18 protein-coding genes and 2 pseudogenes are annotated in these 24,154 nt (G+C 59.2%); 8 read left to right on the top strand and 12 right to left on the bottom strand.

The features are described 5' to 3' along the window. From HMPREF2724_RS01750 to recR, 3 genes are all read left to right on the top strand, one after another. Positions 1-2,039: DNA polymerase III subunit gamma/tau (locus tag HMPREF2724_RS01750; RefSeq protein ID WP_070586867.1), on the top strand; the 2,039-nt coding region annotated here is incomplete at its 5' end. A 65-nt stretch (positions 2,040-2,104) separates the two neighbouring features. Continuing rightward, positions 2,105-2,479 (top strand): YbaB/EbfC family nucleoid-associated protein, encoded by a 375-nt coding sequence (locus tag HMPREF2724_RS01745; RefSeq protein WP_061920106.1) that lies wholly within the window; start codon positions 2,105-2,107, stop codon positions 2,477-2,479. 78 nt (positions 2,480-2,557) lie between these two features. After that, positions 2,558-3,214 carry a recombination mediator RecR gene (recR, locus tag HMPREF2724_RS01740; protein ID WP_061920107.1) on the top strand — a complete coding sequence of 219 codons (657 nt, stop codon included), beginning with the start codon at positions 2,558-2,560 and terminating at the stop codon, positions 3,212-3,214. Between the two features lie 140 nt (positions 3,215-3,354). Here the strand turns inward: recR and HMPREF2724_RS01735 are convergent, their stop codons facing one another. From HMPREF2724_RS01735 to leuA, 7 genes and pseudogenes are all read right to left on the bottom strand, one after another. Beyond that, positions 3,355-4,140 (bottom strand): type 1 glutamine amidotransferase, encoded by a 786-nt coding sequence (locus HMPREF2724_RS01735; protein ID WP_061920109.1) that lies wholly within the window; start codon positions 4,138-4,140, stop codon positions 3,355-3,357. Continuing rightward, positions 4,133-5,419 (bottom strand): Mur ligase family protein, encoded by a 1,287-nt coding sequence (locus HMPREF2724_RS01730; RefSeq protein ID WP_061920111.1) that lies wholly within the window; start codon positions 5,417-5,419, stop codon positions 4,133-4,135. Before HMPREF2724_RS01730 ends, HMPREF2724_RS01735 begins: the two co-directional genes overlap by 8 nt. A gap of 484 nt (positions 5,420-5,903) precedes the next feature. Next, positions 5,904-7,004: pseudogene (locus tag HMPREF2724_RS01725) on the bottom strand (DNA polymerase III subunit epsilon); the annotation flags it as partial. A 56-nt stretch (positions 7,005-7,060) separates the two neighbouring features. Beyond that, positions 7,061-7,858, bottom strand: a complete 798-nt coding sequence (locus tag HMPREF2724_RS01720; RefSeq protein WP_061920115.1) for a hypothetical protein — start codon at positions 7,856-7,858, stop codon at positions 7,061-7,063. Beyond that, positions 7,785-8,639: a hypothetical protein gene (locus HMPREF2724_RS12765; protein ID WP_061920118.1), complete on the bottom strand. Its 855-nt coding sequence runs from the start codon at positions 8,637-8,639 to the stop codon at positions 7,785-7,787. Before HMPREF2724_RS12765 ends, HMPREF2724_RS01720 begins: the two co-directional genes overlap by 74 nt. Before the next feature lie 222 nt (positions 8,640-8,861). After that, positions 8,862-9,761 (bottom strand): hypothetical protein, encoded by a 900-nt coding sequence (locus HMPREF2724_RS01710; RefSeq protein ID WP_070586865.1) that lies wholly within the window; start codon positions 9,759-9,761, stop codon positions 8,862-8,864. A gap of 19 nt (positions 9,762-9,780) precedes the next feature. Beyond that, positions 9,781-11,597, bottom strand: a pseudogene (gene leuA / locus HMPREF2724_RS01705) (2-isopropylmalate synthase). 316 nt (positions 11,598-11,913) lie between these two features. On the opposite strand from leuA, the gene HMPREF2724_RS01700 reads away from it, so the two are divergent. Then, complete coding sequence (locus HMPREF2724_RS01700) at positions 11,914-13,065, top strand: hypothetical protein (RefSeq protein ID WP_246815032.1); 1,152 nt, start codon at positions 11,914-11,916, stop codon at positions 13,063-13,065. Here the strand turns inward: HMPREF2724_RS01700 and HMPREF2724_RS01695 are convergent. Further along, complete coding sequence (locus HMPREF2724_RS01695) at positions 13,062-13,919, bottom strand: DMT family transporter (protein WP_061920124.1); 858 nt, start codon at positions 13,917-13,919, stop codon at positions 13,062-13,064. The genes HMPREF2724_RS01700 and HMPREF2724_RS01695 overlap by 4 nt on opposite strands. A 259-nt stretch (positions 13,920-14,178) precedes the next feature. Here HMPREF2724_RS01695 and HMPREF2724_RS01690 point away from each other — a divergent pair, with 259 nt between their 5' ends. Together HMPREF2724_RS01690 and HMPREF2724_RS01685 are read left to right on the top strand one after the other, a co-directional pair. Further along, the gene (locus tag HMPREF2724_RS01690) at positions 14,179-15,444 is read left to right on the top strand and encodes an aspartate kinase (protein WP_061920127.1); all 1,266 of its coding nucleotides are present in this window, start codon (positions 14,179-14,181) and stop codon (positions 15,442-15,444) included. A gap of 21 nt (positions 15,445-15,465) precedes the next feature. Continuing rightward, positions 15,466-16,503, top strand: coding sequence for an aspartate-semialdehyde dehydrogenase (locus HMPREF2724_RS01685; RefSeq protein ID WP_070586862.1), 1,038 nt, complete (start codon positions 15,466-15,468; stop codon positions 16,501-16,503). A 97-nt stretch (positions 16,504-16,600) separates the two neighbouring features. Here the strand turns inward: HMPREF2724_RS01685 and HMPREF2724_RS01680 are convergent, their stop codons facing one another. The 3 genes from HMPREF2724_RS01680 to HMPREF2724_RS01670 form a co-directional block, all read right to left on the bottom strand. Further along, positions 16,601-17,920 (bottom strand): YkvI family membrane protein, encoded by a 1,320-nt coding sequence (locus HMPREF2724_RS01680; protein WP_070432787.1) that lies wholly within the window; start codon positions 17,918-17,920, stop codon positions 16,601-16,603. Between the two features lie 231 nt (positions 17,921-18,151). Further along, positions 18,152-19,474 carry a YkvI family membrane protein gene (locus tag HMPREF2724_RS01675; protein ID WP_061920133.1) on the bottom strand — a complete coding sequence of 441 codons (1,323 nt, stop codon included), beginning with the start codon at positions 19,472-19,474 and terminating at the stop codon, positions 18,152-18,154. 267 nt (positions 19,475-19,741) lie between these two features. Further along, complete coding sequence (locus HMPREF2724_RS01670; protein ID WP_061920135.1) at positions 19,742-20,293, bottom strand: RNA polymerase sigma factor; 552 nt, start codon at positions 20,291-20,293, stop codon at positions 19,742-19,744. A gap of 185 nt (positions 20,294-20,478) precedes the next feature. On the opposite strand from HMPREF2724_RS01670, the gene HMPREF2724_RS01665 reads away from it, so the two are divergent. Next, positions 20,479-22,026, top strand: a complete 1,548-nt coding sequence (locus HMPREF2724_RS01665; protein WP_070586860.1) for a catalase — start codon at positions 20,479-20,481, stop codon at positions 22,024-22,026. 16 nt (positions 22,027-22,042) lie between these two features. Here the strand turns inward: HMPREF2724_RS01665 and HMPREF2724_RS01660 are convergent, their stop codons facing one another. Next, entirely contained in the window at positions 22,043-22,258 is a 216-nt protein-coding gene (locus HMPREF2724_RS01660; RefSeq protein ID WP_141748299.1) for a hypothetical protein, read from the bottom strand. Between the two features lie 422 nt (positions 22,259-22,680). Here HMPREF2724_RS01660 and HMPREF2724_RS01655 point away from each other — a divergent pair, with 422 nt between their 5' ends. Next, on the top strand, positions 22,681-24,111 hold the full coding sequence (locus tag HMPREF2724_RS01655; protein WP_070586856.1) for a hypothetical protein: 1,431 nt from the start codon (positions 22,681-22,683) through the stop codon (positions 24,109-24,111). The last annotated feature ends 43 nt before the right edge of the window (positions 24,112-24,154 follow it).

The following is a 24,154-nucleotide window of genomic DNA, read 5'->3' as shown; positions in this document are numbered from 1 at the left end:
CCCACCATTACCCGTTCCGCCTGCTGACCCCGCCGGCCATGAAGGGCCTGTTGGAGCGCACTGTGGCTTCGGAGGGCGTGCACGTCGATGATTCCGTGTATCCCATGGTCATCCAGGCCGGTGGCGGTTCCCCGCGTGATACTTTGTCTATTCTGGATCAGCTCTTGGCTGGTGCGGGGCCTGACGGTCTGACCTATGACATTGCGCGTCCGCTGCTGGGCGTGACTGACCTAGGTCTGTTGGATAAGACCATTGAGGCGCTTGCCGAGCAAGACAAGGCAGCCTTGTTCATGATCGTCGACGACGTCATTGAAGCCGGCCACGAGCCACGTCGCTTTACCATCGACCTTTTGGATCGCCTTCGTGATCTCATGATTCTGCAAGCAGTGCCGGGTGCTTTGGAGGCCGGCTTGGTCTCGGCCCCGACCGACCGCGGCGAAATCCTTTTGGCCCAAGCCCAGCGTTTCACCGGCCCACAGTTGGCTTACCTGGCAGAGACCGTCAACAGCCGCATCTCTTCGCTGCGTGGCGCTACTTCGCCGCGCCTGCTTCTGGAGATCCTGTGTGCTCACCTCTTGGTTGGCTCTGCGCCTGCAGCAGCCGCCGCGGGCCAGACTGCTGCGCTGCCACAGGGCATGCCCGCTGGCTCACCGCAAGGCGCTTCCGATGGAACGCCTGCTGCCGGCCACGCAAATACCGCAGTTTCCAACCAACCTGCACCCGCTACTGCCCAAGCTCAAGACCCTGCAGCCGCGGCGGCTGCCATCATCGCTGCTCGCCGTAACCGTCAAGCTCAACAGCAGGCACAACAGCAACAGGCCCAGGCGCCGCAGGCTCAGCCGGAGCAATCGGCATCTGCACAGCAGCCGCAGCAGTCCGAGGAACAGCCAGCTGAGCGCGCCGAACAGGCGCCTCAGCAGCGAACCGAGACTCAACCTGTACAGGAGTCTGCTCAGGAACCAGCCAAGGAACCGGCACAGCGGTCTGCTCAGGAACCAGCGCAGGAACATGCAGTTGATGTCGCGGAGCAAGTGCGTTCGCAGTGGTCGAACCTTCGCGCGGCCGTGGGACGTCGCAACAAGGTTGCAGAGATCATGCTCGCTGAGGCGCGCGTGCTTGGCTTCCGTGATGACACATTGATTTTGGGACACACCACTGGTGCCCTTGCGGAGCGAATCAATTCGCCGTCCAACAACGATGTAATCGTGGCAGTTCTTAAGGAAGAGCTGCGCCGTGACATCAAGGTCAACTGCATTATCGGCACCAACCCGAAGGCAGCAGGCTTTAGCGAAAGCACTCCGCGGCAGCAGCCAACGTGGAACCCAAACCAGCAACAGCGCGAGTCCGCTGAGTCAGAACAGGAGTCTGAGAGGCCTAGCCCGCAGACTGAACCCGAGCAGCAATCGGAGCAGTCTGCCAGCGCATCTGCGTCTGCATCTGATGATCCGTGGGGAGCACCGCGACCTATCGGCACGCAGAACAACGAGCCTGCTCGCGAAGAGAGCCCCGGGCCAGTGACACCGGCTGCGGCATCGGCGGCTGCGGCGGCCGCCACAGCGGCGGCAAGCGCGCATCAACCTGCACCGCAAGCTACTCCGCCTGCGCAGGTGCAGGCCCCGCGTCAGCAAGCAGCGAAGCCGGCACAGCAGTCATCCCAGCAGGGTGGTGACTGGCGTTCGCGAATTGCGCAGGCTTCACAGGTGGCACAGAAGCGTGACGAGGAATTCAACAAGATTCCGCAGTTCGGCAACGGTGTACCGCTGCCGCCCGAACCAGCGCCGGAAGACGATTTTGAGGCACCACCAGAGGAGTACTATCCAGCTGACCCGCAGCCCAGCCAACCGGGGCTGGGGCAGCAGAACCAGGAGATGGGGGCGTCGGCAAGCACTGCGCAACCACCGCAACAGGCCTACTCCCGCGATGAACAAGAACGCGAAATGATGGAGGAAGCCCAAAACGCCGGCGAGATGGACCACCGCAGCTCCACGGAAGTTGCGATGGAACTGCTCACCAAGGAGCTAGGTGCACGGCGCTTGTAGTTAAGCGTCTGTACACTTGACGGGTAGCGAAAATCTTAAAGAAATTTACGTTGAAAGGACTTTCCATGACTGACCCAATGTCCCAGGCAAATGACATGAACGACCTGCTCGCACAGGCTGCCCGCGTGCAGGCTGAGCTGCAGAAGGCACAGGAAGAAATCCTGGCCGCACACGTTGAAGGCACCGCAGGCAACGGCCTGGTTAAGGTTGTCATGACCGGCGGCGCAGAGCTCGTCGACCTCCAGATCGATAAGTCCGTTGTGGACCCTGAGGACGTTGACACCCTCCAGGACCTCGTCATCGGCGCTTTCAAGGAAGCACACGCTGCCGCTGGCAAGCTGGCTCAGGAAAAGATTGGCCCGCTGTCCCAGGGCATGGGCCAGTCCCAGCAGGGCTACGATGGACCTTCCTTCCAGGATGTCTTCGGCGGCAACCAGTAGTCGCGCGTTAAACTAAAAGGCCGTTATTCCCCGCAGTGGGGGAAGCGGCCTTTTTGCATTTCATAGATAGGGAGAATCGTGTTCGAAGGACCTCTGCAGGATCTCATCGACGAGTTTTCGCGCCTTCCGGGTGTCGGGCCGAAGTCGGCGCAGCGTATCGCTTTTCACGTGCTGCACATGGATCCGGAGGACGTCGACCGCCTGCAAAACGCGCTCGGCGCGGTACGTGATGGCGTGACTTTCTGCCGTATCTGTTGCAACATCTCGCGCGAAGAAGTCTGCCGAATCTGCGTGAACTCGCAGCGCGATGCATCCACTATTTGTGTTGTAGAAGAGCCTAAGGACATCCAGGTCATCGAGCGCACCGGTGAGTATGAGGGGCGCTACCACGTTCTAGGCGGCGCTTTGGACCCGCTGGCGAACGTGGGCCCGAAGGACCTCAACATCTCCGTGCTCTTGCAGCGCATCGGTGGCGTGTTGCCTGACCGCGAGCTGGCGGATTCCACCCCGGACGCGCCGTTGTATGACACGACGCCGGAGATCAAAGAGGTTATCCTCGCAACCGATCCGAATACGGAAGGCGAGGCTACCGCGGCCTACCTGGTGAGGTTGTTGCGTGACTTCCCGGATCTGAAGATCACCCGCCTCGCATCAGGCATGCCGCTGGGCGGCGACCTTGAGTTCGTGGATGAACTGACACTGTCCCGCGCGCTGTCGGGTCGTTTGACGGTGTAGCTGTCTTAGCAGCCGCCCTAATTGCCGGATTGTGGCGCCAAGTTGCGCGAAAATGGCGACGATTTGGCATTTAGGGCGGCTAAGGCAAGCCGGGCTAAGGCAAGCCGCGAGCGTCAGCTGAGCGCCCCGCAGTTGCGTGTCTAGAGCTGCGAGCGCGGCGGCTTTGATGCGTTGAGGCGCTCGGTGCGCAGCTTGTCCACGGCCGGGATGTCGAGCGGTTCTAGGTCTGTGAGCGCAACGCCCATGGCCTTGGCCAGCAGGAGGTCAGCCAGCTGCGGGTTGCGCGCCAGTGCCGGGCCGTGCATGTAGGTGGCGATGACGCTTCCCTGGACGGCGCCTTCGGCAATGCGCTGCTCGGCGGCGTCGGAAAGATCGGCGGTGGCTGCGGTATCGGCGTTGCCCTGGCCGCGAATGAGCTTGCCCAGCGGCTGTGCGGCGGGGCCCAAGATGGTGGCGCCCATGTGGTTCTCGAAGCCGGTGAGGGTTTCGGTCAGCTCCGCGGTGATACCAGCGCCGGTCGGCTGAGAGGAGACCTCGCCGATGGCACGCTCAGCCATGGAGGCCGTGGTGGCGTCGATGAGACCGACACCGTCAATAATCTGGCCAGAGGCACGGAAGGACTCGCCTAAAACCTGCAGGCCAGCACAAATTGAAAGGATCGGGCGGCCAGCCTCAGCCGCGCGGGTCAGGCCGCCGTCTTTGATGAGGTGCTCCGCCGCGAGAATCTGCGCGGTGTCCTCACCACCGCCGAGTGTGTAGACGTCGAGGGAGTCAGGGACTGCCTCGCCTAGCTTGATCGGAACGATCTCAGCCGAAAGACCGCGCATGCGGGCGCGCTGGCGCAGGACAAGGGCGTTACCGTCGTCGCCGTAGGTGCCAAGCACGTCGGGCAGAATGAGGCCGATTTGCAACTGCGTCTTAGCCATTGGCGTTCTCCTTTACTTTGCGCTCAAGCGCCTTCTTCAAATCACGGAAAGCGGTGTAGTTAGCCAGCACCTCGATGCGGCCCGGTGGGCAGGACTCGATGGCTTTGACTGGATCCGGGATGAGCTCGTGAGAGATATCGGCGTAGACCAAGCGCACAGCAAGGTCGGTGCCGCGCTCGCCGGCGGCCTTGACCGCGAGGTTTTCAAAGTCCTCGAAGCGTACGTCCCACAGCCAGGACATATCGATGCCGTCTGCCACGTGGCCGTTGGTGGCAATGACTAGGCCGTCGGCAGAGCGATCCACCATGGACAGGGCCTCCTGCCAGCCGGCTGGGTTTTTAGCCAGCAGCAGGCGAATTTCACGGTCACCCAAGGTGATGGTGGAGTAACGGCCGGCCACGTCGTTGACGGATTCGGTGGCGGCGATGGCCTTGGCCTCGTCCACGCCGAAGCCTTCCACTGCGGCGGCGATGGCCTGGGCGGCATTGCCACGGTTGGCGCGTCCAGGCAGGGAGAGGCTCAGCTCCTTGTCACCCTGCGGAGTGTGCAAACCATCTTGGTCTACGCGCCAGGTTGGGGTGGGGCGGCGGAACTCGCGGCCGTCGGGAAGCGGCTTGACCGCACGCCAATCATCCTCATCACGCACGATGTGGCCGCCGGTGCGTGGGCACGTCACGGACTCGCCGAGCCATCCAGCGCCGGCGGAGACCCAGATGACGTTCTTGGCGTCGTAGGCCACGGAAGTCATGAGGACATCGTCGCAGTTGGCGATGACCAGCATGTCTGGGTGGGCTTCGACGGCGCCGCGCAGAGCGCGCTCGATCTTATTGATCTCACCGACGCGGTCGAGCTGGTCACGGGAGAGGTTCAGCAGCACCAGCGCCTGCGGATTCAGGTTGTCTGCCACGTGCGGAACGTGCAGCTCGTCTACCTCCAACACGAGGTGGGAGGCGTCTTTGCCCGCCATGAGCGCGGAGATGATGCCAGCATCCATGTTGTCGCCGCCGTCATTGGTAGCGACTTTGTGCTCGCTGCGTACAGCGGCGGCCAGCATGCGGGTGGTGGTGGACTTGCCGTTGGTGCCGGTAACCAGCACCGCAGGGCGGCCACCGCCGAGGTTAGCCATGATCTGTGGATCAATCGCGCCAGCGATAAGGCCACCGATCATTCCGCCGGCGCCTCGTCCGGTTGCGCGGGAGGCGGTGGTGGCCAGCTTGGCAGCGGTCGTGGCGGCGTTGGTACGCAATGAACGCAACGTGCCGGAAAGGTTAAAACTCATGCCCCTAGGGTAGTCGCGTCAGCCCGCGGGGCGGGGACTTGCGCGCCTAGTTTTGGCCGGAGTTTTTATTCTTGGCAGACCCATTTGCCCCGGAGCTGTTCTTTCCGGAGCTGGTTTGGCCCTTGTTGCCCTGCGAGTTTCCGCCCTTGGGCTTGCCACCACGCCGGCCACGGCCACCGCGGCCGCCACGGCGCCGCCGCCGTTTGTTGCCACCCGAGTTCCCAGAGCCGGATTTCTCCTCGTTCTTCGGATTGCCGCCGGGCTTGGCGTTGGAAGAATTGGGATTTTCGTTTGTTTGCTGACTATTGTTCTTCTGCTGGTTGCGGCCGGAGGATTTGCCCGAGCCCGACTTACGGCGCGAGCGCCGCCTATTAGCGCTGCCGGAGCGGCGATTATTGCTGTTCGGCACGTGTGCCTGACCGCGATTATCGGAATCCTTCTCTGGCTCCGGCTCGATTGCTTCTTGGATGCGCTCGAGCGCTGCAAGGAAAGCAGTGTCAGACATCAGCGGGATGCCCTTGCGGTGGGCGTGCATGGGCTTGCCCACGAAATCGGTGGTGATGTTGCAAACCACCAGCGAGGATTCGCGCGTGAGCTTTTCCGAATAGTTGAGCTCTTCACGTGCGATAGCCGCGATGATGGTGTCTGGATCTTCCATGATCTCTGGCGCGACCACGATCTCCATGCCGCGGTGCAGCTCCTTGCCAGGAACATATTTGCCCGGATTGTGGTGCTGACGTGGGGATTCTGCGGCGTCGACACGCACGTGCGAGCGCTGCAAACCAAAGCGATCCGCGCGCAGCTCATCTGGCGCGTATGCACTACGCGTGCCGGTTGCTTGATGCTGATAGAGGCGGTACAGCAGCTGGGTTTGCTCGCGGGAGGTGGCGGCCTCGCTGCGTTGGGCACGTTCAACGGTTGCGGTGGGTGGAGCTACATCAAGGCCGCTGCGCTTGGCGACGGCCGCGAGGCGGACATCGTTATCCCACACCCCCTGGCGGCGGGCAGTGGCCAAAGTATCGACGATGCTGACCGGGGTAGGAACGTGGCCGACCTTCTGGCGGCGGCGCCTGCCCTTATTACGGTTGCGGTTTCGCGAGCGATTCTGGCGCGCGGCGGCCATCATGGCGCGACGCGCCTCGGAGACAATGAAACCCCAGGTAAATGGGGTATCGTGCACGATCAAGGTGCGGCCGTCAATTAGCCGATCAAGTGGCTTGAGCAGCCGCGAGAAAGACTGGCCTTCTGTTACTTCCTCAATGCTAAGCCCATGCAGGTGCCGTGGGCCCGGGTTGGTACCAGGGTTGATGACGGCGTGGAATTCTTGGCCTACCTCGTTCTTTTCGTTATAAGTCAGGGCATCGATGGCAACGAGGCGCCCAGTAGAAGGATGAATGCCGGTGGTCTGCACCGTGAGTGCGACGAAAGGGTAGGCGGCAACGGCCTCGGCCTGCGCTATTTCTTGCGCGCTTGGCTGCTTGCTTTCTTTGTCGGTACTAGCCCGGCCGGGATTGTGCGGGCGGCCAGCAGCCAGCGCGGCCGGTGAAGGCGCGGGGGCTGAATCGGGGCCGGGGGTGGTGCTCATTGTTTTAAGTGTAGTACCCCGGCTGGACACGTTGGCTCAACGGGCGAGCGTGTGACCTAGCCGCGGATGATGATGGTTCCTGGCGTGATGGGCTTCCGGGTCGTTGTCGTTGGGGAGGCCGGACGCGTGGTCGAGTTAGGAGTCGTGGACTCCTCGGTAGTGCATGCTTCCGTAGTTTCGGTGGTGCTTGCTTCCTTAGTTGGGGTAGGAGAGGAGGAAGTCGAGCTCGGCTCCGATGTCGTCGGCGTGGTGGAGGTTGCCGGTGATTTCGGGATGGTTGTATCCGTGCGGGTAGGAGAAGGTACAGTTCGCGTTGGCTCGGTTGTACTACGCGGTTGGGTAGAAGGTTCCGTCGTTGGGGTGGCCGGCGGAAGCGTCGGGACCGGCAGTGGCGCTGGAAGGTTCTGGTCGTCACCAGAAGTATGGCGCGGCGACGTTGGGCGGGAAGGACCGCGTGGGTTTTCCTTGTTGCCCTCGAGCGTGGTCTGCGCATCTGGCGCAGCGAGGACGTGTTCGGCGGAATCCCGGGAGCTTTCGTCTGTGTTGGGTTCTGCGGTGGGTTCGACGGCGTCGGAAGTCTGCTTCCGTGTAGCTACAGCACTGCGGTCTTTGGTGCCTTCGCGGGAATCCTCGCGAGACGTGGTGCGTGAGCCAGGCTCTGCCGTGGCTTTTTGGGCGCTGGAAGTGCCGAAAATGTCCCGGTAGGGCGAAAGACCGCGTGGGAAGACTGAGTCCTCATAGGAGCGGCTTTGTGCTTCGGTAGCTTCTTCGCGAGCCTGCTCATCCACGGAAAAGATGGAGGCCGCGAGGTTTGCGCCACCGCCGACGATGATCGCTGCGCTGGCAGCGGCCACGAGTTTTAGTCCGGCACTGCCGCCGACGAGAGGCATGGAGGAGGTCTGCGAAGACATCAGCGCCAGCGACGCCAGCGACAACGGCACGCTTGTCATCAGACTGCTCATCGGCATAAACGACAAGGCGAGGCTTGCCCTCATCCATGCAGTAATAGGCGCGTGCTACGGCGAGCAGGCCACTGTTTTGGTAGCTCGAAACGGTATCGGCCAAACGGTGGGCGTCATCATGGCTAAGCGAGGCGATCTGCACACCATCGACCGCCACGTTGACGCTGCGGCGGCCAAAGAAACGGCGCGCATGCAGGGTGACCAAGAAGTGCTCGGCGGATTCCGGGAAGACGTCCATCTTGGACTGGAACTGAGTGATTGCCGCAGCCGTAGTGCCAGGCAGCATGGCCCAGCGCTCTGCCGGCGGGTTATTGACCGGAACACACAGGCCAGGGGCCGGTAGCTCGACATCGAAAGAAGGCCATTCCTCGCCATCAAACTCCACCATGGTTACGCGTGCGGTAACCAGAGGACGCAAACCTGCATCGATGATCCAATCAAGCTCGGTATAAGCCGCAGCTTCTTCCCGTTCGAGGTAGCCGATGGTGGTGTCTTCGTAGCGGACACGGAAGCCTTCGTCAGAAGAGCCCGTGAGGTTGACCTCCACTGCAGGCTGTTCAGAACCAGATTCTTCCATTAGCTCGACGAGGAAATCTGGGCTTACTTCTTGGATGGGAATTTGATTTACATCGCCAAAACCATGGTTAGGGACCATGTAGTTTGTCGATTTCATCTGTATTCGCTTTCGTAGGGTGCGGGGAAGAAGTTTGGGAGTAGGGATGCGAGCTATAAGGAGACAGACTTAGAGGGTCTGCTGCGCCTAGAGCGCGCTAACCCTCTAAAAGAAACTAAATCCACCCTACCGACTCGTAGCTTTGAACTCAAACGTATAAGCGGCATTTGAGCAGGTCGAAAGGTTGCCGTGCGCTGACTGAGTTGGGCAATGAGCGTGCAATTAAAGGGCAATCAACACTGCGATCAAAACGGCGATGCAAACAATCACGAGGGCGAAGATGAGCCAGCTCTTATTGTTCTTCTTTGTCGGGGTGGAATCCGCTGTGGCCTTTTGCGGGAGCCGGTCGATACGGGACAAGTCTTCATCGGTGATGGCCTTGAAACTGGCGGTCTCAAAAGTGGCCGCAGCAGAGCTTGCGCTACGGGTGTTTTCCGCCAGTAGGCGTTCCTGGCCGGAGCCGTCGCGGGTTTCCTGTTCTATCTGCTTGCCAGCATAAATGTTGAGCACTCGTCCGCCTTGGCGAGGGAAGTGGTAGGCATGGGCGAGCGTGCTTAGCCCCTGCTTGGCATGCTGGACGAGCAGGTCCGGAAGATAGTCCGGGTAGCTATCCAGCGTGCCGATGAATTGTGGGCCAAGATAAGCGCTGATGCGCTGCGGATCGGATTCGGCCGCGCGCAAGGTAACCAGCAGATGGATTCGCCCAAACTGCGGAATGTCGACCTCGTCTGGGATAACCGTGATGCTTATCGCTGGGGCAAAAGAAAGCAGCGCCCACGGGCTGGACGGCGGATTATTCGCGGGCAGGCACAGGCCCGGACGCGGCAGCAACACCGTGGGCTGGGGGCTTTGGCGAAGCGTTACTGCTGGAGTCAGCTGGGCGTCGAAAAGCAGCTCTATCTCTGGGTACTCAGCCGCATCCTGAGGCGCAATCAGACCTACGACGCCGGCGGCGGTCGCCACCTGCCAGGTGCCGTCGGGCTGCCTGGACAAAGTGGCGTTGACCTCTCGCTGTTTTGCTTCCGCAGAAGGCGAATTCTGGGATGCCGATGCGGGGTGCACGGGCAATTCCTGCACCGCGCCGAGCCCCAAGTGGGGGATGGGATAGAGCGATAAAGTCATGCCTCGACTTCTACCACCTTTAGCCCAGCGCGCGGTTGACCGCCGAATTGATGGCGAAAATCGAAGCACGCGTGGTGGAGCCGGCAATGCCAGCGCCCCACACTTTGGTGCCGTTGACGTCGGCGGCAATGTAGCAGGCAGCTTCGGCGTCGTCGCCAGCGCTACGCGATTGCTGTGCGTACTCGATTACCTCGAAATCAATTCCCAACGCTTCGAGGGCATTGGCGTAGGCCGCAATCGGACCGTTGCCGTGGCCGGAAACCACAGACTCCGCCTCGTTGTAGATGACTGTCGCGGTGACCTTGGCTTCGGCGTCGTCGCCTACCGCGTTATCGATCTGGAAGTTCTTGTGCGCAAGCGGCGCCTCGCGGTCTAGGAACTCGGTGGCGAAGATATCCCACATGCCCTTGGAACCGACCTCGCCGCCTTCGGCATCCGTGACTTCTTGGACCACGGCGGAAAATTCTGCCTGCATCGCGCGCGGCATATGAATGCCGTGATCGGTCTTCATGATGTAGGCAACGCCGCCCTTGCCAGACTGGGAGTTCACGCGGATAACTGCCTCGTAGTCGCGCCCCACGTCCTTCGGATCGATTGGCAGGTAAGGCACCTCCCATTCGGTCTCGCGCAGCTCTTCCCACGAGACGTCCGTGTTGATGGCGCCGGGGCGTACCTCGTTGGCCAGGGCGTCGAGGCCCTTGTTGATGGCGTCCTGGTGGGAACCGGAAAAAGCGGTAAAGACCAGCTCGCCGCCGTAGGGGTGGCGCTCAGGAACGCGCAGCTGATTGCAGTACTCCACGGTATCGCGGATAGTGGGCAGGTCGCTGAAATCAATTTGTGGATCGACGCCTTGGGTGAGCATGTTCAGGCCCAGCGCCACCAGATCCACATTGCCGGTGCGCTCGCCGTTGCCGAACAGGCAGCCCTCGATGCGGTCCGCGCCCGCCAGATAACCCAGCTCGGCAGCCGCGATGCCGGCACCGCGGGCGTTGTGTGGGTGCAGCGACAGGATGATGCTTTCTCGCTTGGCCAGGTTGCGGTGCATCCATTCGATGGAATCCGCGTAGACGTTCGGCGTAATCATCTCCACCGTGGAAGGCAGGTTGATGATCATTGGGTGCTCGGGCGTGGGCTCCATGATTTCAACCACGGCGTCGCATACCTCTCGGGCAAATTCTAGCTCCGTGCCGGTGAAAGACTCCGGGGAGTATTGCCAGCGCCAGTTCGTGTCGGGGTAGTCCTGGGCTACTTCTTTGATGAGCGCTGCGGCGTCGCAAGCCAGCTTCTTGATCGCAGGGCGGTCTTTGCGGAAGACCACGCGGCGCTGCAGCTTCGAGGTGGAATTGTAGAAGTGCACGATGACGTTCTTGGCGCCCGCGCAGGCCTCAAAGGTGCGCCGGATTAAGTGCTCGCGTGCTTGCACCAGGACCTGGATGGTGACGTCTTCAGGGATCTTGTTCTGCTCGATGATCTCGCGCACGAAGTTGAAGTCGGTCTGAGATGCGGAAGGAAAACCTACCTCGATTTCCTTGTACCCCATCTTGACCAGCAGGTCGAACATGCGGTGCTTGCGCTGCGGGCTCATGGGGTCGATCAGCGCTTGGTTGCCATCGCGCAGATCGACCGCGCACCACTGTGGAGCGCAAGTGATTTTCTTATCCGGCCAGGTGCGGTCCGGCAGCTGAATGTCTTCTACTTCTTGGGCAAAGCTGCGGTAACGGTGGGTGGGCATTGCGGAACCGCGCTGCTTATTCCAGGCGGGCTGGTTCTTGCCAAAGTCGCCGTTAGGGGTAGTGATTTCGCGTGGGGCGGTGATAAAGAATCGTTGGGAGCCATGATTTGTCCTTGCTGCTTCGTTAAGGAAGCGGATAAAGAGGTACCGTTTAGCCAGCAGCGGCGGGGGTGGGAAGGCGCAGTTTGGATGCGCATCGTGAAAACCCGCGACGGGGGCGCTGGCCGGTGGGTTTGAAAGGCCTAAATCCCGCCGCGGCAAATAAGGAGGAGGCTCTGCCGCATAGTCATGTGAATCACACTAGCGCGCTTCTCACGATGTGGCAAGAGTTCTCACATATTGGGATCTCCTTTTGTTGGGGTGGGAGAATTCCACGTAAATCGAGGTGGGGTCTGAAGCATGCCGATAACATTGCATAACGTGCACGAAGTCAAGAATGCGGCCGGCGCAGAAGTAGCGCATAGCGCGGCCCCTCGTCTCGGTAGGCAGGATTGGATTGCCGCGAGTCTAATTGCTGTGCTGGGCAACCTCCTGCGGATTGGGGTGCTCGCCATTTTTGCGCAGGCTAACGAAGATAACTTAGGCGGCCTGCTGACCAAATGGGACGCGAAATACTACACGGAGATTGCCCGTGCTGGTTACTTCGGTGCTGACGTTGCCGCAGATGGAAACGTCAATGAAGTAACGATGGCCTTCTTCCCGGGCTTTCCGCTCGTTATCAAGGTGGGCAGCTTCTTTGTTGCGAATGAAGCTGCCGTCGCGATTGTTTTCAATTTCTTTTTCACTTTCCTCATGGCTGTGGGCGTCATGGCCATCGCGCAGCGCATGGGGGCCGGTTTTAAGGCCCGCGCGGTTGCCGCCATCGCCGTGAGCAGCGCTCCGATGTCCATCGTGTTTGCCATGCCTTATACCGAGGCGCTCTTCGGCGCGCTGGTGATGTGGATGCTCGTTGCCTTGCTGGATGAAAAGTGGTGGCTGGCCGGCCTTTTTGGCTTTGCGCTTTCCGCCGTGCGGCTGACTTCAATCGACGTCCTCGTGGTCTTTGCCCTCATCGTATTGTGCAAGGCCGTCCGCGAGTGGAAGGCCTGGTTGAGCCTTATCTTCGCCGCGATTCCCCTGTTTGGTTATCTGACGTGGGCGAATAGCTATCTCGGGCAGGCAGGAGGCTACTTTGGCATCCAAGAAAAACACTGGAACTCCCATTTCGATTTCGGTGCGGCAACGCTCAAGTGGATATGGTCCACGCTTTTGAACTCTGACAACGTGGGCTATCTGCTTTCCGCGCTCGTAATCGTCGGCGCGCCCATCCTGTTGCTCTTGGGTTGGCGGCGCTTGCCAGCGCCGGTTTGGCTTTTCGCCGCCGCGCTCATAGCGAATGTGTTGTTCTCTGATGGCATCATGCATTCGCGCCCACGCCTGCTTTTGCCCGCGGCGGTCTTGTTTATTCCATGGGCAATCAAGCTGGCTGATTCCGCGAGCACCCGCAGCACCGCAGCGCTATGCGGCGCCTATGTTCTCTTCGGTGCGTGGTTTTCGGCGCACATGCTTGCCGTATTCGAGTGGGCTATTTAGCTTTGGATCTGCCGCGTGGAGGAGCCCACTGGGCGGCGCGACAAGATGACCGTGCCTAGGATCATCACGGCTAGAGCTAAGGACATGAGCGTCCAGCCCGCCAGCGAATCAACCTGGAATTGCTCGCCCAAGACCACGTAGCCCAAGCCAAAAGCAACGATGGGCTCCATGATGGTCATAGCTGGCAGGGATTGCTTTAGCGCACCGGCGTGGAAAGAATATTGCTGGAGCACGGTTCCGCCGCCGGCGAGGGCGATTAAGCCCCAAAACTGCCAGGACACCAGGAGCTGGCCAAGGCCCTCGTGGGAGAAGATATCCACCACAGACTTAGATAGCAGCGCCACATAGCCGTAGAGGATGCCGCAGGAAGTTCCCAAGGCCAAGGCGCGCCGAGCGGGGAAGCGCCACGCTAGGACGCCGAGCAGCGCCAAGCCCAGTGCGCCGCACAGCAGCGGCGGCCACCATTGCGAAAGGGAGGGGCGCGGATCGCCGGCAACGGGGCGGCCGTAGACCACCAAGATGCCCACTGCGATGGTCAGCGCGCTGCACCAGAAGATTTCATGAAAAGACAGCGGCCGCTTGGAGTACCAGGCAGAAAGCGGCAAGGTGAACATCAGCGAGAGCACCAAGATGGGCTGAACTACCAGCAGGGTGCCAAAGCCTAGGGCGACAATCTGCAGGCCATAAGCCACAATGGCGGCAAGTGTGCCGACCCACCACACGGGATTGCGCATCGCGGTGCGCATGACCGAGCCGGAGGCTTCAAGTGCGATCCGGTGACGGACTACCGTGCCCCAGGCCACGGTGAGCGCGGAGGCGAGGGCAAAGAAAACCGCCAAGAGATTGCTGAACACCCCCACCACCGTAGTAGGTAGTCGCCCTTTTTAACGAATACTGCTCACGGGTGAAAATAAATGTTCCTAAGTCGTTAAGTTTGCCTCTTTTGGTGCGGTGAATAAAAACACTTTGATCCCCTTCACATATTGTGAAAGGAAGTACCTCGTCGGGGTAGCATGGACAACTGACTAATGCACGACAGGTATAGCGGGGCTTATCGGCCCTGTGGCTATAGACTGTCGCGGGAAACGCACAGTGAAAGGTGGATATCCCAACGTGGCCTTAATCGTTCAAAAATACGGAGGTTCCTCCCTCGAAACCGCGGATCGCATCCGCGCCGTCGCCGAGCGCATTGTGGCTACCAAGAAGGCGGGCAACGACGTGGTTGTTGTCTGCTCCGCCATGGGGGACACCACTGATGAACTCCTCGACCTTGCTGCCCAGGTCAACCCAGTGCCGCCGCAGCGTGAAATGGACATGCTGCTTACCGCCGGCGAGCGCATTTCTAACTCCCTGGTTGCCATGGCGGTCGAGTCCTTCGGCGCCGAGGCGCAGTCTTTCACTGGCTCTCAGGCCGGCGTGCTTACCACGGAGCGCCACGGCAACGCGCGCATCGTGGACGTCACGCCGGGCCGCATCACCGAGGCCCTGGGCCAAGGCAAGATCTGCATCGTCGCTGGTTTCCAGGGTGTTAATAAGGAAAGCCGCGACGTCACCACCTTGGGCCGCGGCGGTTCCGACACCACTGCGGTAGCCCTGGCCGCTGCGCTGCACGCCGATGTTTGCGAGATCTATTCCGACGTCGACGGTGTCTACACCGCGGACCCACGCATCGTGCCGAACGCGCAGAAGCTCGAGAAGCTTTCCTTCGAGGAGATGCTGGAGATGGCAGCCGTCGGCTGCAAGATTCTGGTTCTGCGTAGTGTGGAATACGCCCGCGCATTCGATCTGCCCCTGCGAGTTCGCTCGTCTTATTCAAACGACCCCGGCACTCTGGTGGCCGGTTCAATGGAGGATATCCCTGTGGAAGAAGCAGTACTGACTGGTATCGCGACCGATACCTCTGAAGCAAAGGTCACCGTTCTGGGCATTCCGGATCGTCCAGGGGAGGCCGCCAAGATCTTCCGCGCCATCGCGGAGGCGGAGATCAACATCGATATGGTCCTGCAAAACGTCTCCTCCTTGGAATCCGGAACCACCGACATCACCTTTACCTGCCCGCGTGCGGATGGCCCGCGTGCCATGGAGATTTTGACCAAGCTCAAGAATGAGGGCCACTGGGCAAACGTGCTTTACGACGACCAGGTGGGCAAGGTTTCCTTGGTCGGTGCCGGAATGAAGTCGCACCCAGGGGTTACCGCAGACTTCACCGAGGCGCTTCGCGACGCCGAGGTAAACATGGAGCTCATCTCCACTTCTGAGATCCGCATCTCCGTGCTGGTGCGAGAGCTGGAACTGAACAAGGCGGCCATTGCGCTCCACGAGCGCTTCCAGCTCGGTGGCGAGGAAGAAGCTACCGTTTACGCTGGCACGGGCCGTTAATTTAGGAAGAAGGAATTTTTCATGACCACCGTTGCAGTTGTTGGTGCTACCGGCCAGGTGGGACGCGTCATGCGTTCCATCTTGGAGGAGCGGAGTTTCCCAGCTGACAAGGTTCGTTTCTTTGCCTCGCCGCGTTCTGCTGGCCAGGAACTGGTGTTCCGTGGCGAGAAGGTTGTGGTTGAGGATCTCTCGCAGGTAACCGAGGAGTCCGTCGCTGACGTCGACATTGCTTTGTTCTCTGCCGGCGGCGCTACTTCGCTCGATTGGGCCCCGGTCTTTGCCGCTGCAGGCGCGACCGTGGTGGATAATTCCTCCGCATACCGCAAGGATCCCGAAGTTCCGCTCATTGTCTCTGAGGTAAACCCTGAGCAGGCGAAGAACCTCCCGAAGGGCATCATTGCTAACCCGAATTGCACCACCATGGCCGCAATGCCGGTTCTTAAGGTCTTGCACGATGCTGCCGGTCTGAACCGTTTGCACGTGTCTTCTTATCAGGCAGTTTCTGGCTCTGGCTTGGCTGGTGTTGAGGCCTTGACCAAGCAGGCCGCCGAGATCGGAGATCGCAACGTAGAGCTCGTCCATGATGGCTCCGTTCTCGAGGTCTCTGAGGAAGAGCTTGGCCCATACGTTGCTCCGATTGCTTTCAACGCGCTGCCTTTTGCTGGCAAGTTGGTTGACGATGGCTCCGAGGAAACCGATGAGGAGCAGAAGTTGCGCAACGAGTCGCGCAAGATCCTGGGTATTCCTGAGCTTAAGGTTGCTGGCACCTGCGTGCGGATTCCGGTATTCACCGGCCACCCCCTGACCATCCACGCGGAGTTCGACAAGGCAATCACCCCAGACGAGGCACGCCGCCTGCTTGGCGACGCCCCCGGTGTCAAGCTCGTCGACGTTCCGACCCCGCTTGCTGCCGCAGGCGTGGACGAGGCCTTGGTGGGCCGCATCCGTCAGGATCAGTCAGTTGATGACAACAAGGGCCTCGTGCTGGTTGTCTCCGGCGATAATCTGCGCAAGGGCGCAGCTTTGAACACGATTCAGATTGCTGAGTTGTTGGTCTAGCGCGCGGACCTAAAACAAAGCCATAAAGCGCAGAAAGGAGCTTGTACATCCAATAAAAGGACGTACGAGCTCCTTTTTAGTTATTTACTTCGGATTCCTACTTTGGTACTTCCGGCTTGGTGTGCTCCACGAAGACCACGGAAGGATCTGGGTCCTCGCGGTCATACTCGAGTTCTTGGTCTGCTTCGAGATCTTCGTGGATTTCTTCTTCGACGGCATCGACAAACTCCGCAGTTTCCATGTTGGAGGCCGTGGCCAAGGTGCGCAGTTCCTTCTCATTCTTCTTGGTAAAGTGCTCACGCGGATCAAGGCGACGCTGCACCAGCGTACGAGCACGCATACGGCGGCCTGATTCCTTTACCATCTTGCCGCGATTCTTAACCCAGCCAAAGAGCATGATAGCGATGACCACCAAGCCGCCATAGCCGAGAATTGGATAAATCAGTCCGACGAGGTCCTTGAAATCAGCGAAGGACAACGCAAAGCCAAAGAGGCAGGTAATGAGGTAAACGGGGTAAAAGCGCTTCTCATGGCCGCGCGTCAGGCGTTTAGCCAGCGCGTAGAACATGCCCACTGCGGTGTTGAAGATCATGCCGTAAATGACAAAAGTCATTCCGTAACCCAGCGCCGGGTGGATGGTGTTGATCAACGCTAGGACAGGCATTGCCTGGCCATTTACCTGCGGCGCGGCAAAGAATAGGGCGCAGACCAGCAACGCCAGCATGAACAGGAAAATAGCGCCACCAATAACACCGCCTAGGCCGACGGTCTTGTTATCTAAGAAGTTTCCGCCAATCACAATGGCCATGGAAACGGTGCAAATAGCGGTCAGGCCAGTGTAATTGAGGGAGGCGATCCAAGGATTAGCGATTGCCGGATCAACGTTGTGGATGGCGTAGTTGTTTGCTTCCTCAAAGGTCGCTTGGTTCGTCACCAAAGTGTAGATGGTGACGAAGCCGATGAAGAGGATGATAAAAGGCGTGATAAAGCCCAAGACAGCGGTGACTTTATCGACATCGAGAAGCCCCGTGATGAGCACCAGCACCAGCATGATCAAGGAGCCCACCCACGTTGGGAGGGAAGAAAATTGCTGGGCGAGGTTGGCGCCGCCGCCGGCGAACATGACAAAGCCCACCGCAAAAAGCGTGATGATGGTGGCCCAGTCGAGGATCTTCGAGGTGATAGGCGCGGTGATTTGGGAGTAAACAGCGGTATGCTCCGAAGCCTGGAAATAGGAACCAAGCTGTAGGAAAGCGATGCCTGCGACGACCATGAGGGCGGCGGCCAATACCATGCCCCACAATCCGAGCGTGCCGAAGGATACAAAATATTGCATGGCTTCCTGGCCGGAGGCAAAGCCAGCGCCGACCATAACGCCAATAAAGGCCATGGAGATGGCTACTGCGCGTTTAAACATAAGGTGTGGGAGAGTCTCGCTATCTCACACGCGCCGGAGGGTAAGTCCGCGCTCATCATTTTGCAGGCTGTGCAGTTTGTGTGCGAGGCGTTTGCTGCCATGGTGGCGCAAGACCGGTTCGACGTTCGATTTATCACGTGTGCGTTGTAAAGCATTAGGCGTATGAGCTGGGTTAGGCCAACTCATACGCCTTGGAAAGGTCTGCTTAAGCAGGAAGGGGAGAGCTTTGTATTAGTCTCGTGGAACTTCTGGCTTGGTGTGCTCGACGAAGACAACTGAAGGATCAGGATCTTCACGGTCGTACTCGAGTTCGTCATCTGCCTCGAGCTCCTCGTGGATTTCTTCGGCAACGGTGTCCTCAAACTCGTCGGTCTTCATATTGGAAGCGGCCGCGAGCTTTGCGAGCTCCTTCTGGTTCTTCTTGGTGAAGTGCTCGCGCGGGTCGAGCTTGCGCTGGACCAGGGTGCGAGCACGCACTCGACGTTTGCTTTCGGAAGTAATCTTGTCGCGTTTTATAACCCAGTTGAAGACCATAACGGCAATCATCAAAAGGCCAAGGTAGCCCAAGATTGGGTAGATGTTACTGACCAAAGACTTGAAACCGACGAAGGAAAGAATGAAACCGATGATGCAGGAAGCGGCATAGACTGGGTAGAAAAGCTTCGGCTTCTTACGGGTCAGGCGCTTGCCCAGCGCGTAGAACATGCCCACTGCGGTGTTAAAGACCATGCCGTAAATGACAATCGTCATCACATAGCCCAGAGACGGGTGAATGGTGTTGATGAGTTCTAGAACCGGCAGATCTTTTCCATGCACGGTCGGTGCCACCATGAATAGGGAGACCACGAGCAGTGTCAGCAGAAGCAGGTAGATAAAGCCGCCGATGAGGCCGCCGATGCCCACTGCACGATTGTCGAGGATGTTGCCGCCGATGACGATGGACATGGACACCGCGCACATGACGTTCAGGCCGGTGTAGTTCAGGGCGGCGAGCCACCAGCTGCTCAGCGGGGTGTCAACGCTATTCGTGGCGAATTCGTTGAGGTGGCTCCAATCGACGTCGGCGGTGACGATGGTATAGCCGGTGGCCAAGACGATAAAGATGATGATGAATGGAGTAATGGTGCCGATGACTGCGGTGACGCGGTCAACGTCGAGCAGGCCGACAAGCAGGACGAGCACCAACATCAGCGTTGCGCCTACCCAAATCTTTATATCTGGGAATTGCTGCGTGATGGTGGATCCGCCACCGGCGAACATCACGAAGCCGATGGAAAAGAGCGTGGCAATCGTGGACCAGTCCAAGATCTTGGAGGTAATTGGTCCGGAAATTTTGTCGTACACCGCCGTGTGCTCTGTGGCCTGGAAATAAGATCCCAGCTGCAAAATTGCAATGCCGGTGATGATCATCAACCCGGCAGCCAGCGCTACGCCCCAGAAACCAGTGGTTCCGAAGGCGACAAAGTACTGCATAGCTTCCTGGCCAGAGGCAAAGCCCGCGCCGACAACAACACCGATAAACGCCATGGAGATAGCCAATGCGCGTTTCATCATGAGGAGATTTCTCGCATTCTCACACGCGCCGGGCAAAAAGAAATGCGCGCATTTTTTGTAGCGCGCTGGCCCGGGTCGACCTTCGATTTGTCACGTGTGTTTTTAAGCCATGCTACTTTTCTTTAATGTCTTTCATCCAGAAAATTTTCTAAAAGTGCACAGAACTTTCGCGAAAACTTCTGGGTTCCGGCGCTAAAATCGCAGCTAATTGTACCGAAAGTGAAGCCTGATAAATAGTAGGTAACGATTCGCGCTAATGATTCCCGGCTAGGCTCCCGTACCTTCGATGAGGTCTTTGCGGGCGCGGGCAACGCGGGAACGAATCGTGCCGATGCGTACGCCAGCGATTTTGGCTGCTTCTTCGTAGGAATAGCCCAATACCTGAGTGAGGATGAGGGCTTCGCGGCGGTCTGCGGGCAGGGCGTCGATTAGCGTGCGGGCGTCGATCCAATCGCTCCACGCTCCGGAGTTCTCGGTCGAAGGCGTCTGTGCCGCTACGTCTTCATATTCCGTTGCGGCCTTGCGGGGACGCGCCATGTCGTGGCGAATGTTGTCCACCCATACGCGGCGCGCGAGAGAGAGCAGCCAGGTGCGAGCCGAAGAGCGCGCGGCGAAGCGGGGGAGTGCGCCAATAACTCTTAGGTACGTCTCTTGGGTGAGATCGTCTGCGATTTCCGCGCCGCCTAGGTGTGCGAGAAGACGCCACACATCATCCTGAGTGGACTTAATAAACTCCGTGAGAGCTGCGCGATCGCCGCGGCCGGCCTTGAGCGCAAGGTCAGTGACGCGGGCGTCGTCATGCTCGGAGTGGTGTTTCACCAAAATGAACTTACCAGGATGAACGCTAAATTAGATTTCCCTGCCAGAACTTATTAATTTGCTGATTTTTGTTGCGAGGGCCTATTAAACGGGGTAGGTTATCGCTTGTCCGTGATTGATAATCCACCCCAAATTATCAACAATTTTATTGACTAGTTCCCGCTAGTTTTCTTAGGAGGCTTTCCATGACTAACTCTGAAGCTGACAAGGTCCTCGACAAGGGTCAGCGCCCCGCGGGCGGCCCAAATACCACCAGCCCTTCCGGCCAGCCGGTTGCTACCGAGAATACCAGCATTACCGCAGGGCAGAACGGCCCAGTTGTTCTCAATGACATTCACCTGATTGAGAAGCTTGCGCACTTCAATCGCGAGCGCGTGCCAGAGCGCACCCCGCACGCAAAGGGTCATGGCGCCTTTGGCGAGCTGCACATCACCAACGATGTCTCGCGCTACACCAAGGCGAATCTCTTTCAACTAAACACTGTCACCCCAATGATGGGGCGTTTCTCCACCGTTGCTGGCGAGCAGGGATCTCCGGATACCTGGCGCGATGTGCACGGCTTCGCACTGCGTTTCTACACCGAGGACGGCAACTACGACATCGTCGGCAACAACACCCCGGTCTTCTTCCTACGTGACGGTATGAAGTTCCCTGACTTCATTCATTCCCAGAAGCGACTCGGCGTCAACGGCCTGCGTGACGCGGATATGCAGTGGGACTTCTGGACCCGCAACCCAGAGTCCACTCACCAGGTCACCTACTTGATGGGTGCCCGCGGTACACCGAAGACCACCCGCCACCAGAACGGCTACGGTTCCCACACCTTCCAGTGGGTCAACGAGGAAGGCGAGGCCTTCTGGGTGAAGTACCACTTCAAGTCTCGCCAGGGTGTTGAGAACTTCACTGATGCTGAGGCAGGCGAGATGGCCGGCAAGAACGCCGACTATCACCGCGAGGATCTCTACAACGCCATCGAAGAGGGCGACTACCCAATCTGGGACGTCAAGGTGCAGATCATGCCGCTTGCTGAAGCAGCTGAATACCGCTTCAACCCGTTTGACCTCACCAAGGTTTGGTCCAAGAAGGACTACCCATTGGTTGATGTCGGATACTTTGTGCTCAACCGCAACCCACGCAACTTCTTCGCGCAGATCGAGCAGGTTGCACTGGATCCTTCCAACCTGGTCCCGGGCATCGGCCTTTCTCCGGACAAGATGCTGCAGGCTCGTGTCTTTGCTTATGCTGACCAGCAGCGTTACCGCATTGGGCCGAACTACAAGCAGCTGCCGGTTAACCAGCCGCTGAATGCGGACAAGGTCAACACCTACGAGCACGAGGGCAGTATGCAGTTCCTCTTCAATGCTCCTGAGGATCCGGTTTACTCCCCGAACCGCCACGCAAAGGGCGGCGGCTACCTTGACGGTGACGTTAACGATCGCAGCGAGCTGGAGACCACCACCGCTCCGGATCTCTACGTCAACCCGGACCCGGCAGGTCTGGGCTTGGTTCGCGCACCGTATGTCCGCCACGCTGAGGATTCCGATACCGCGCAGGCAACCGACCTGTACGAGAACGTCTATAACGACGAGGAGAAGGAGCGCATGGCGGACAACATTACCAACGCCATGGCTGGCGTTTCCTCCGAGACCGAGGAACGCATCTACGCTTACTGGGGCGCAGTTTCCCCACGCCTAGAAAAGCGCGTCCGTGAGCTCTTCGCAGAGAAGAACTAGCACGTAATACAACCTCCTAATCACAGGCCTGAGCGTCCATTGCCATAGCGTCGCTCAGGCCTCGTGCTTTCATGCCTTCGACGTCATAGCAGGGTCCGCCCATGCCAGTGAGAGTGGTGCCGATGTGAGGTTCACTCTTCCACTTTTGGCCATCCCAATATGCCCAGGTGAGCCAATCGGTATTGCGCTGGCCAACGTATGCCCACGAACCGTCACAATCGATAACAGTCATGTTGCTCATCGAGGTGTTGGCCTGCTGAAGTGCATCGACTGAGCAGCTGCCCTTGCTTTGCGCCTGTGGCGTATCTGGCGCTGGCTGCTCCGGCTTGGCCGTGGCGGTGACGGTCTTCGTTGTTGGGGCAGGGCTTCTTCGGCCTTGCTGCTGGTGGTGGTTGGGGTCTCGCTAGTGGCGGTTTCTTTTGCGGCCGTGTTGGATTCGGCTGCTGCGAACTGCGGCTCGCTATCTGCAGTGTCTTTGGGGGAGCAGGCGGTGAGTGGAAGAAGTGCGGCTAGGGGGAGAATCAGTAGGGAACGTTTCATGGGCTAAATCCTATGATCAGTTGGTTGGAAGTTTTGGGATTTCTGTATCTTTGCCCCGACTTAAAACGGCGCGCCTGCGTTGTTTGCGGTGGTGGGAGCGATATTTTTTAAAGGATGAACTCCCGCCTTGCTGATTTGCCGTCCCGTCCTTCGCGCCTGCGTGGCGCACTTCTGTGCTTGCTGGTGGTTCTGCCCTTGGTGGTAGGTGCCATTGTGACAGGCGTGCCGGGGTGGGATGCCTCACGTGCGTGGTCGAGTGAGGGAACCGGTGCGCCGACAGAAGGTCAAGCAGGTGCGGCGTCGTTAAGCGAGGCGGCGCGTGCTGCAAGCCAGGCGCAGGCCCAGGCTGGCTTTTTGAAGTCGGGAACCCAGCAGCTTTCCACCGGCACGGGCAAGCTGAAGGATGGTGCTGGTGAGCTGGGCGGTGGCGTCGACAAGCTCAGCGCCGGATCGCAGGAGCTTTACGACGGTCTGATTCAGCTGCAGTCCGGCACCAATCAGCTGGGCAATGGTGCGACTGAGGTAGCAAACGGTGTTGGCAACGCAGTGGATCAAATTACAGGTCTTACCGTGGTGCAGGGCCAGCTGCTGGCCGCCATCGACGGCACGCTGAAGGACCTTGAGGGAAATAATTCCCCCGAGGCGCGCAACATCAAGTCGCAGCTCGGGGACCTGCGCAATCAAGTCAATAATTTTCAGATTGACCAGAATCTAACTAACCAACTCAAGCGTTTGAAGGATGGCTCACGGGAGCTTTCCCATCAGCTCGCGGTTAATGGCTATGCCTATCACGATGGCGTGTATAAGGCGGCTGATGGCGCCAAGCGTTTGAACGATGGCACCAAGGAGCTTAACTCCAAGGTTGATGAGGCTCTCGGTGGCGTCGACAAGCTGGACAAAGGTGCCAAGCGTGTTGACGGCATGGCGAAGCAGAACCAAACCAAGGTGCAGGATGTGCAGCGTGCGTTGCCGGCTGCCGCGGCTGGGCAGGGTATGGAAGTAAAGCTGCTGAGCCCCATCGTGGCGCTGCTTATCGCGGCGATGGTCTCGCTCGGTGGAACTGCCCTGGGCGCTTATGTGGTGCGTTCGCGGAAGCCTTGGCTGAGCCTTCTTGCTGGTGTAGTTGTGCTGACTGCCGCGGCTGAGATTGTCTTTATGATTCTGGCTACCGGCGTTGATGGCATGGCTGCGGGGCTGGCTGCTGCCATGGCTGCGGCGACCGCGCTGGGAAGCGCTGGTCTTACGGCAGTGGTGCTGCACTACTTCCCGAAGCTTGGGTTTGGTGTGGTCATCGTTCTTGGTTTGCTGCAACTGGCTGCGGTGGGTTGGTTCTGGAAGCAGGCAACTGCCGCTACTGCTGTGGCTGGTGCGTGGAAGACCGTGATGGGCTTGCTGCCAATGCACTGGTCAACGGTTGGCTTTACGGTTGCCGGTAACTCGGGGCAGTTGAGCCTCGCGTGGATCGGGCTTGGCATCCTTGCAGCAGTTGGAATTTTTTCGATAGGTATTATGAAGCGCGGCTTTTCGGTGATACGGAAAGACTAAAAAGCTAAATGTACTGACTAATTGTTTTGCTAAACTAGACCAA

It is taken from the genome of Corynebacterium sp. HMSC071F07, assembly GCF_001810285.1.
Lineage (GTDB): Bacteria > Actinomycetota > Actinomycetes > Mycobacteriales > Mycobacteriaceae > Corynebacterium > Corynebacterium simulans.
Note: the sequence above shows the minus strand (reverse complement) of the source record. Positions and strands in the feature narration are given on the sequence as shown.

Coding starts and splice junctions, on each gene's coding strand:
- HMPREF2724_RS01660 (WP_141748299.1), bottom strand. CDS start 22,258: ATGACTGTTATCGATTGTGACGGTTCGTGGGCATACGTTGGCCAGCGC.
- HMPREF2724_RS12765 (WP_061920118.1), bottom strand. CDS start 8,639: ATGAAATCGACAAACTACATGGTCCCTAACCATGGTTTTGGCGATGTA.
- HMPREF2724_RS01710 (WP_070586865.1), bottom strand. CDS start 9,761: ATGACTTTATCGCTCTATCCCATCCCCCACTTGGGGCTCGGCGCGGTG.
- HMPREF2724_RS01685 (WP_070586862.1), top strand. CDS start 15,466: ATGACCACCGTTGCAGTTGTTGGTGCTACCGGCCAGGTGGGACGCGTC.
- HMPREF2724_RS01735 (WP_061920109.1), bottom strand. CDS start 4,140: ATGGCTAAGACGCAGTTGCAAATCGGCCTCATTCTGCCCGACGTGCTT.
- HMPREF2724_RS01665 (WP_070586860.1), top strand. CDS start 20,479: ATGACTAACTCTGAAGCTGACAAGGTCCTCGACAAGGGTCAGCGCCCC.
- HMPREF2724_RS01680 (WP_070432787.1), bottom strand. CDS start 17,920: ATGTTTAAACGCGCAGTAGCCATCTCCATGGCCTTTATTGGCGTTATG.
- HMPREF2724_RS01745 (WP_061920106.1), top strand. CDS start 2,105: ATGACTGACCCAATGTCCCAGGCAAATGACATGAACGACCTGCTCGCA.
- HMPREF2724_RS01655 (WP_070586856.1), top strand. CDS start 22,681: ATGAACTCCCGCCTTGCTGATTTGCCGTCCCGTCCTTCGCGCCTGCGT.
- HMPREF2724_RS01730 (WP_061920111.1), bottom strand. CDS start 5,419: ATGAGTTTTAACCTTTCCGGCACGTTGCGTTCATTGCGTACCAACGCC.
- HMPREF2724_RS01675 (WP_061920133.1), bottom strand. CDS start 19,474: ATGATGAAACGCGCATTGGCTATCTCCATGGCGTTTATCGGTGTTGTT.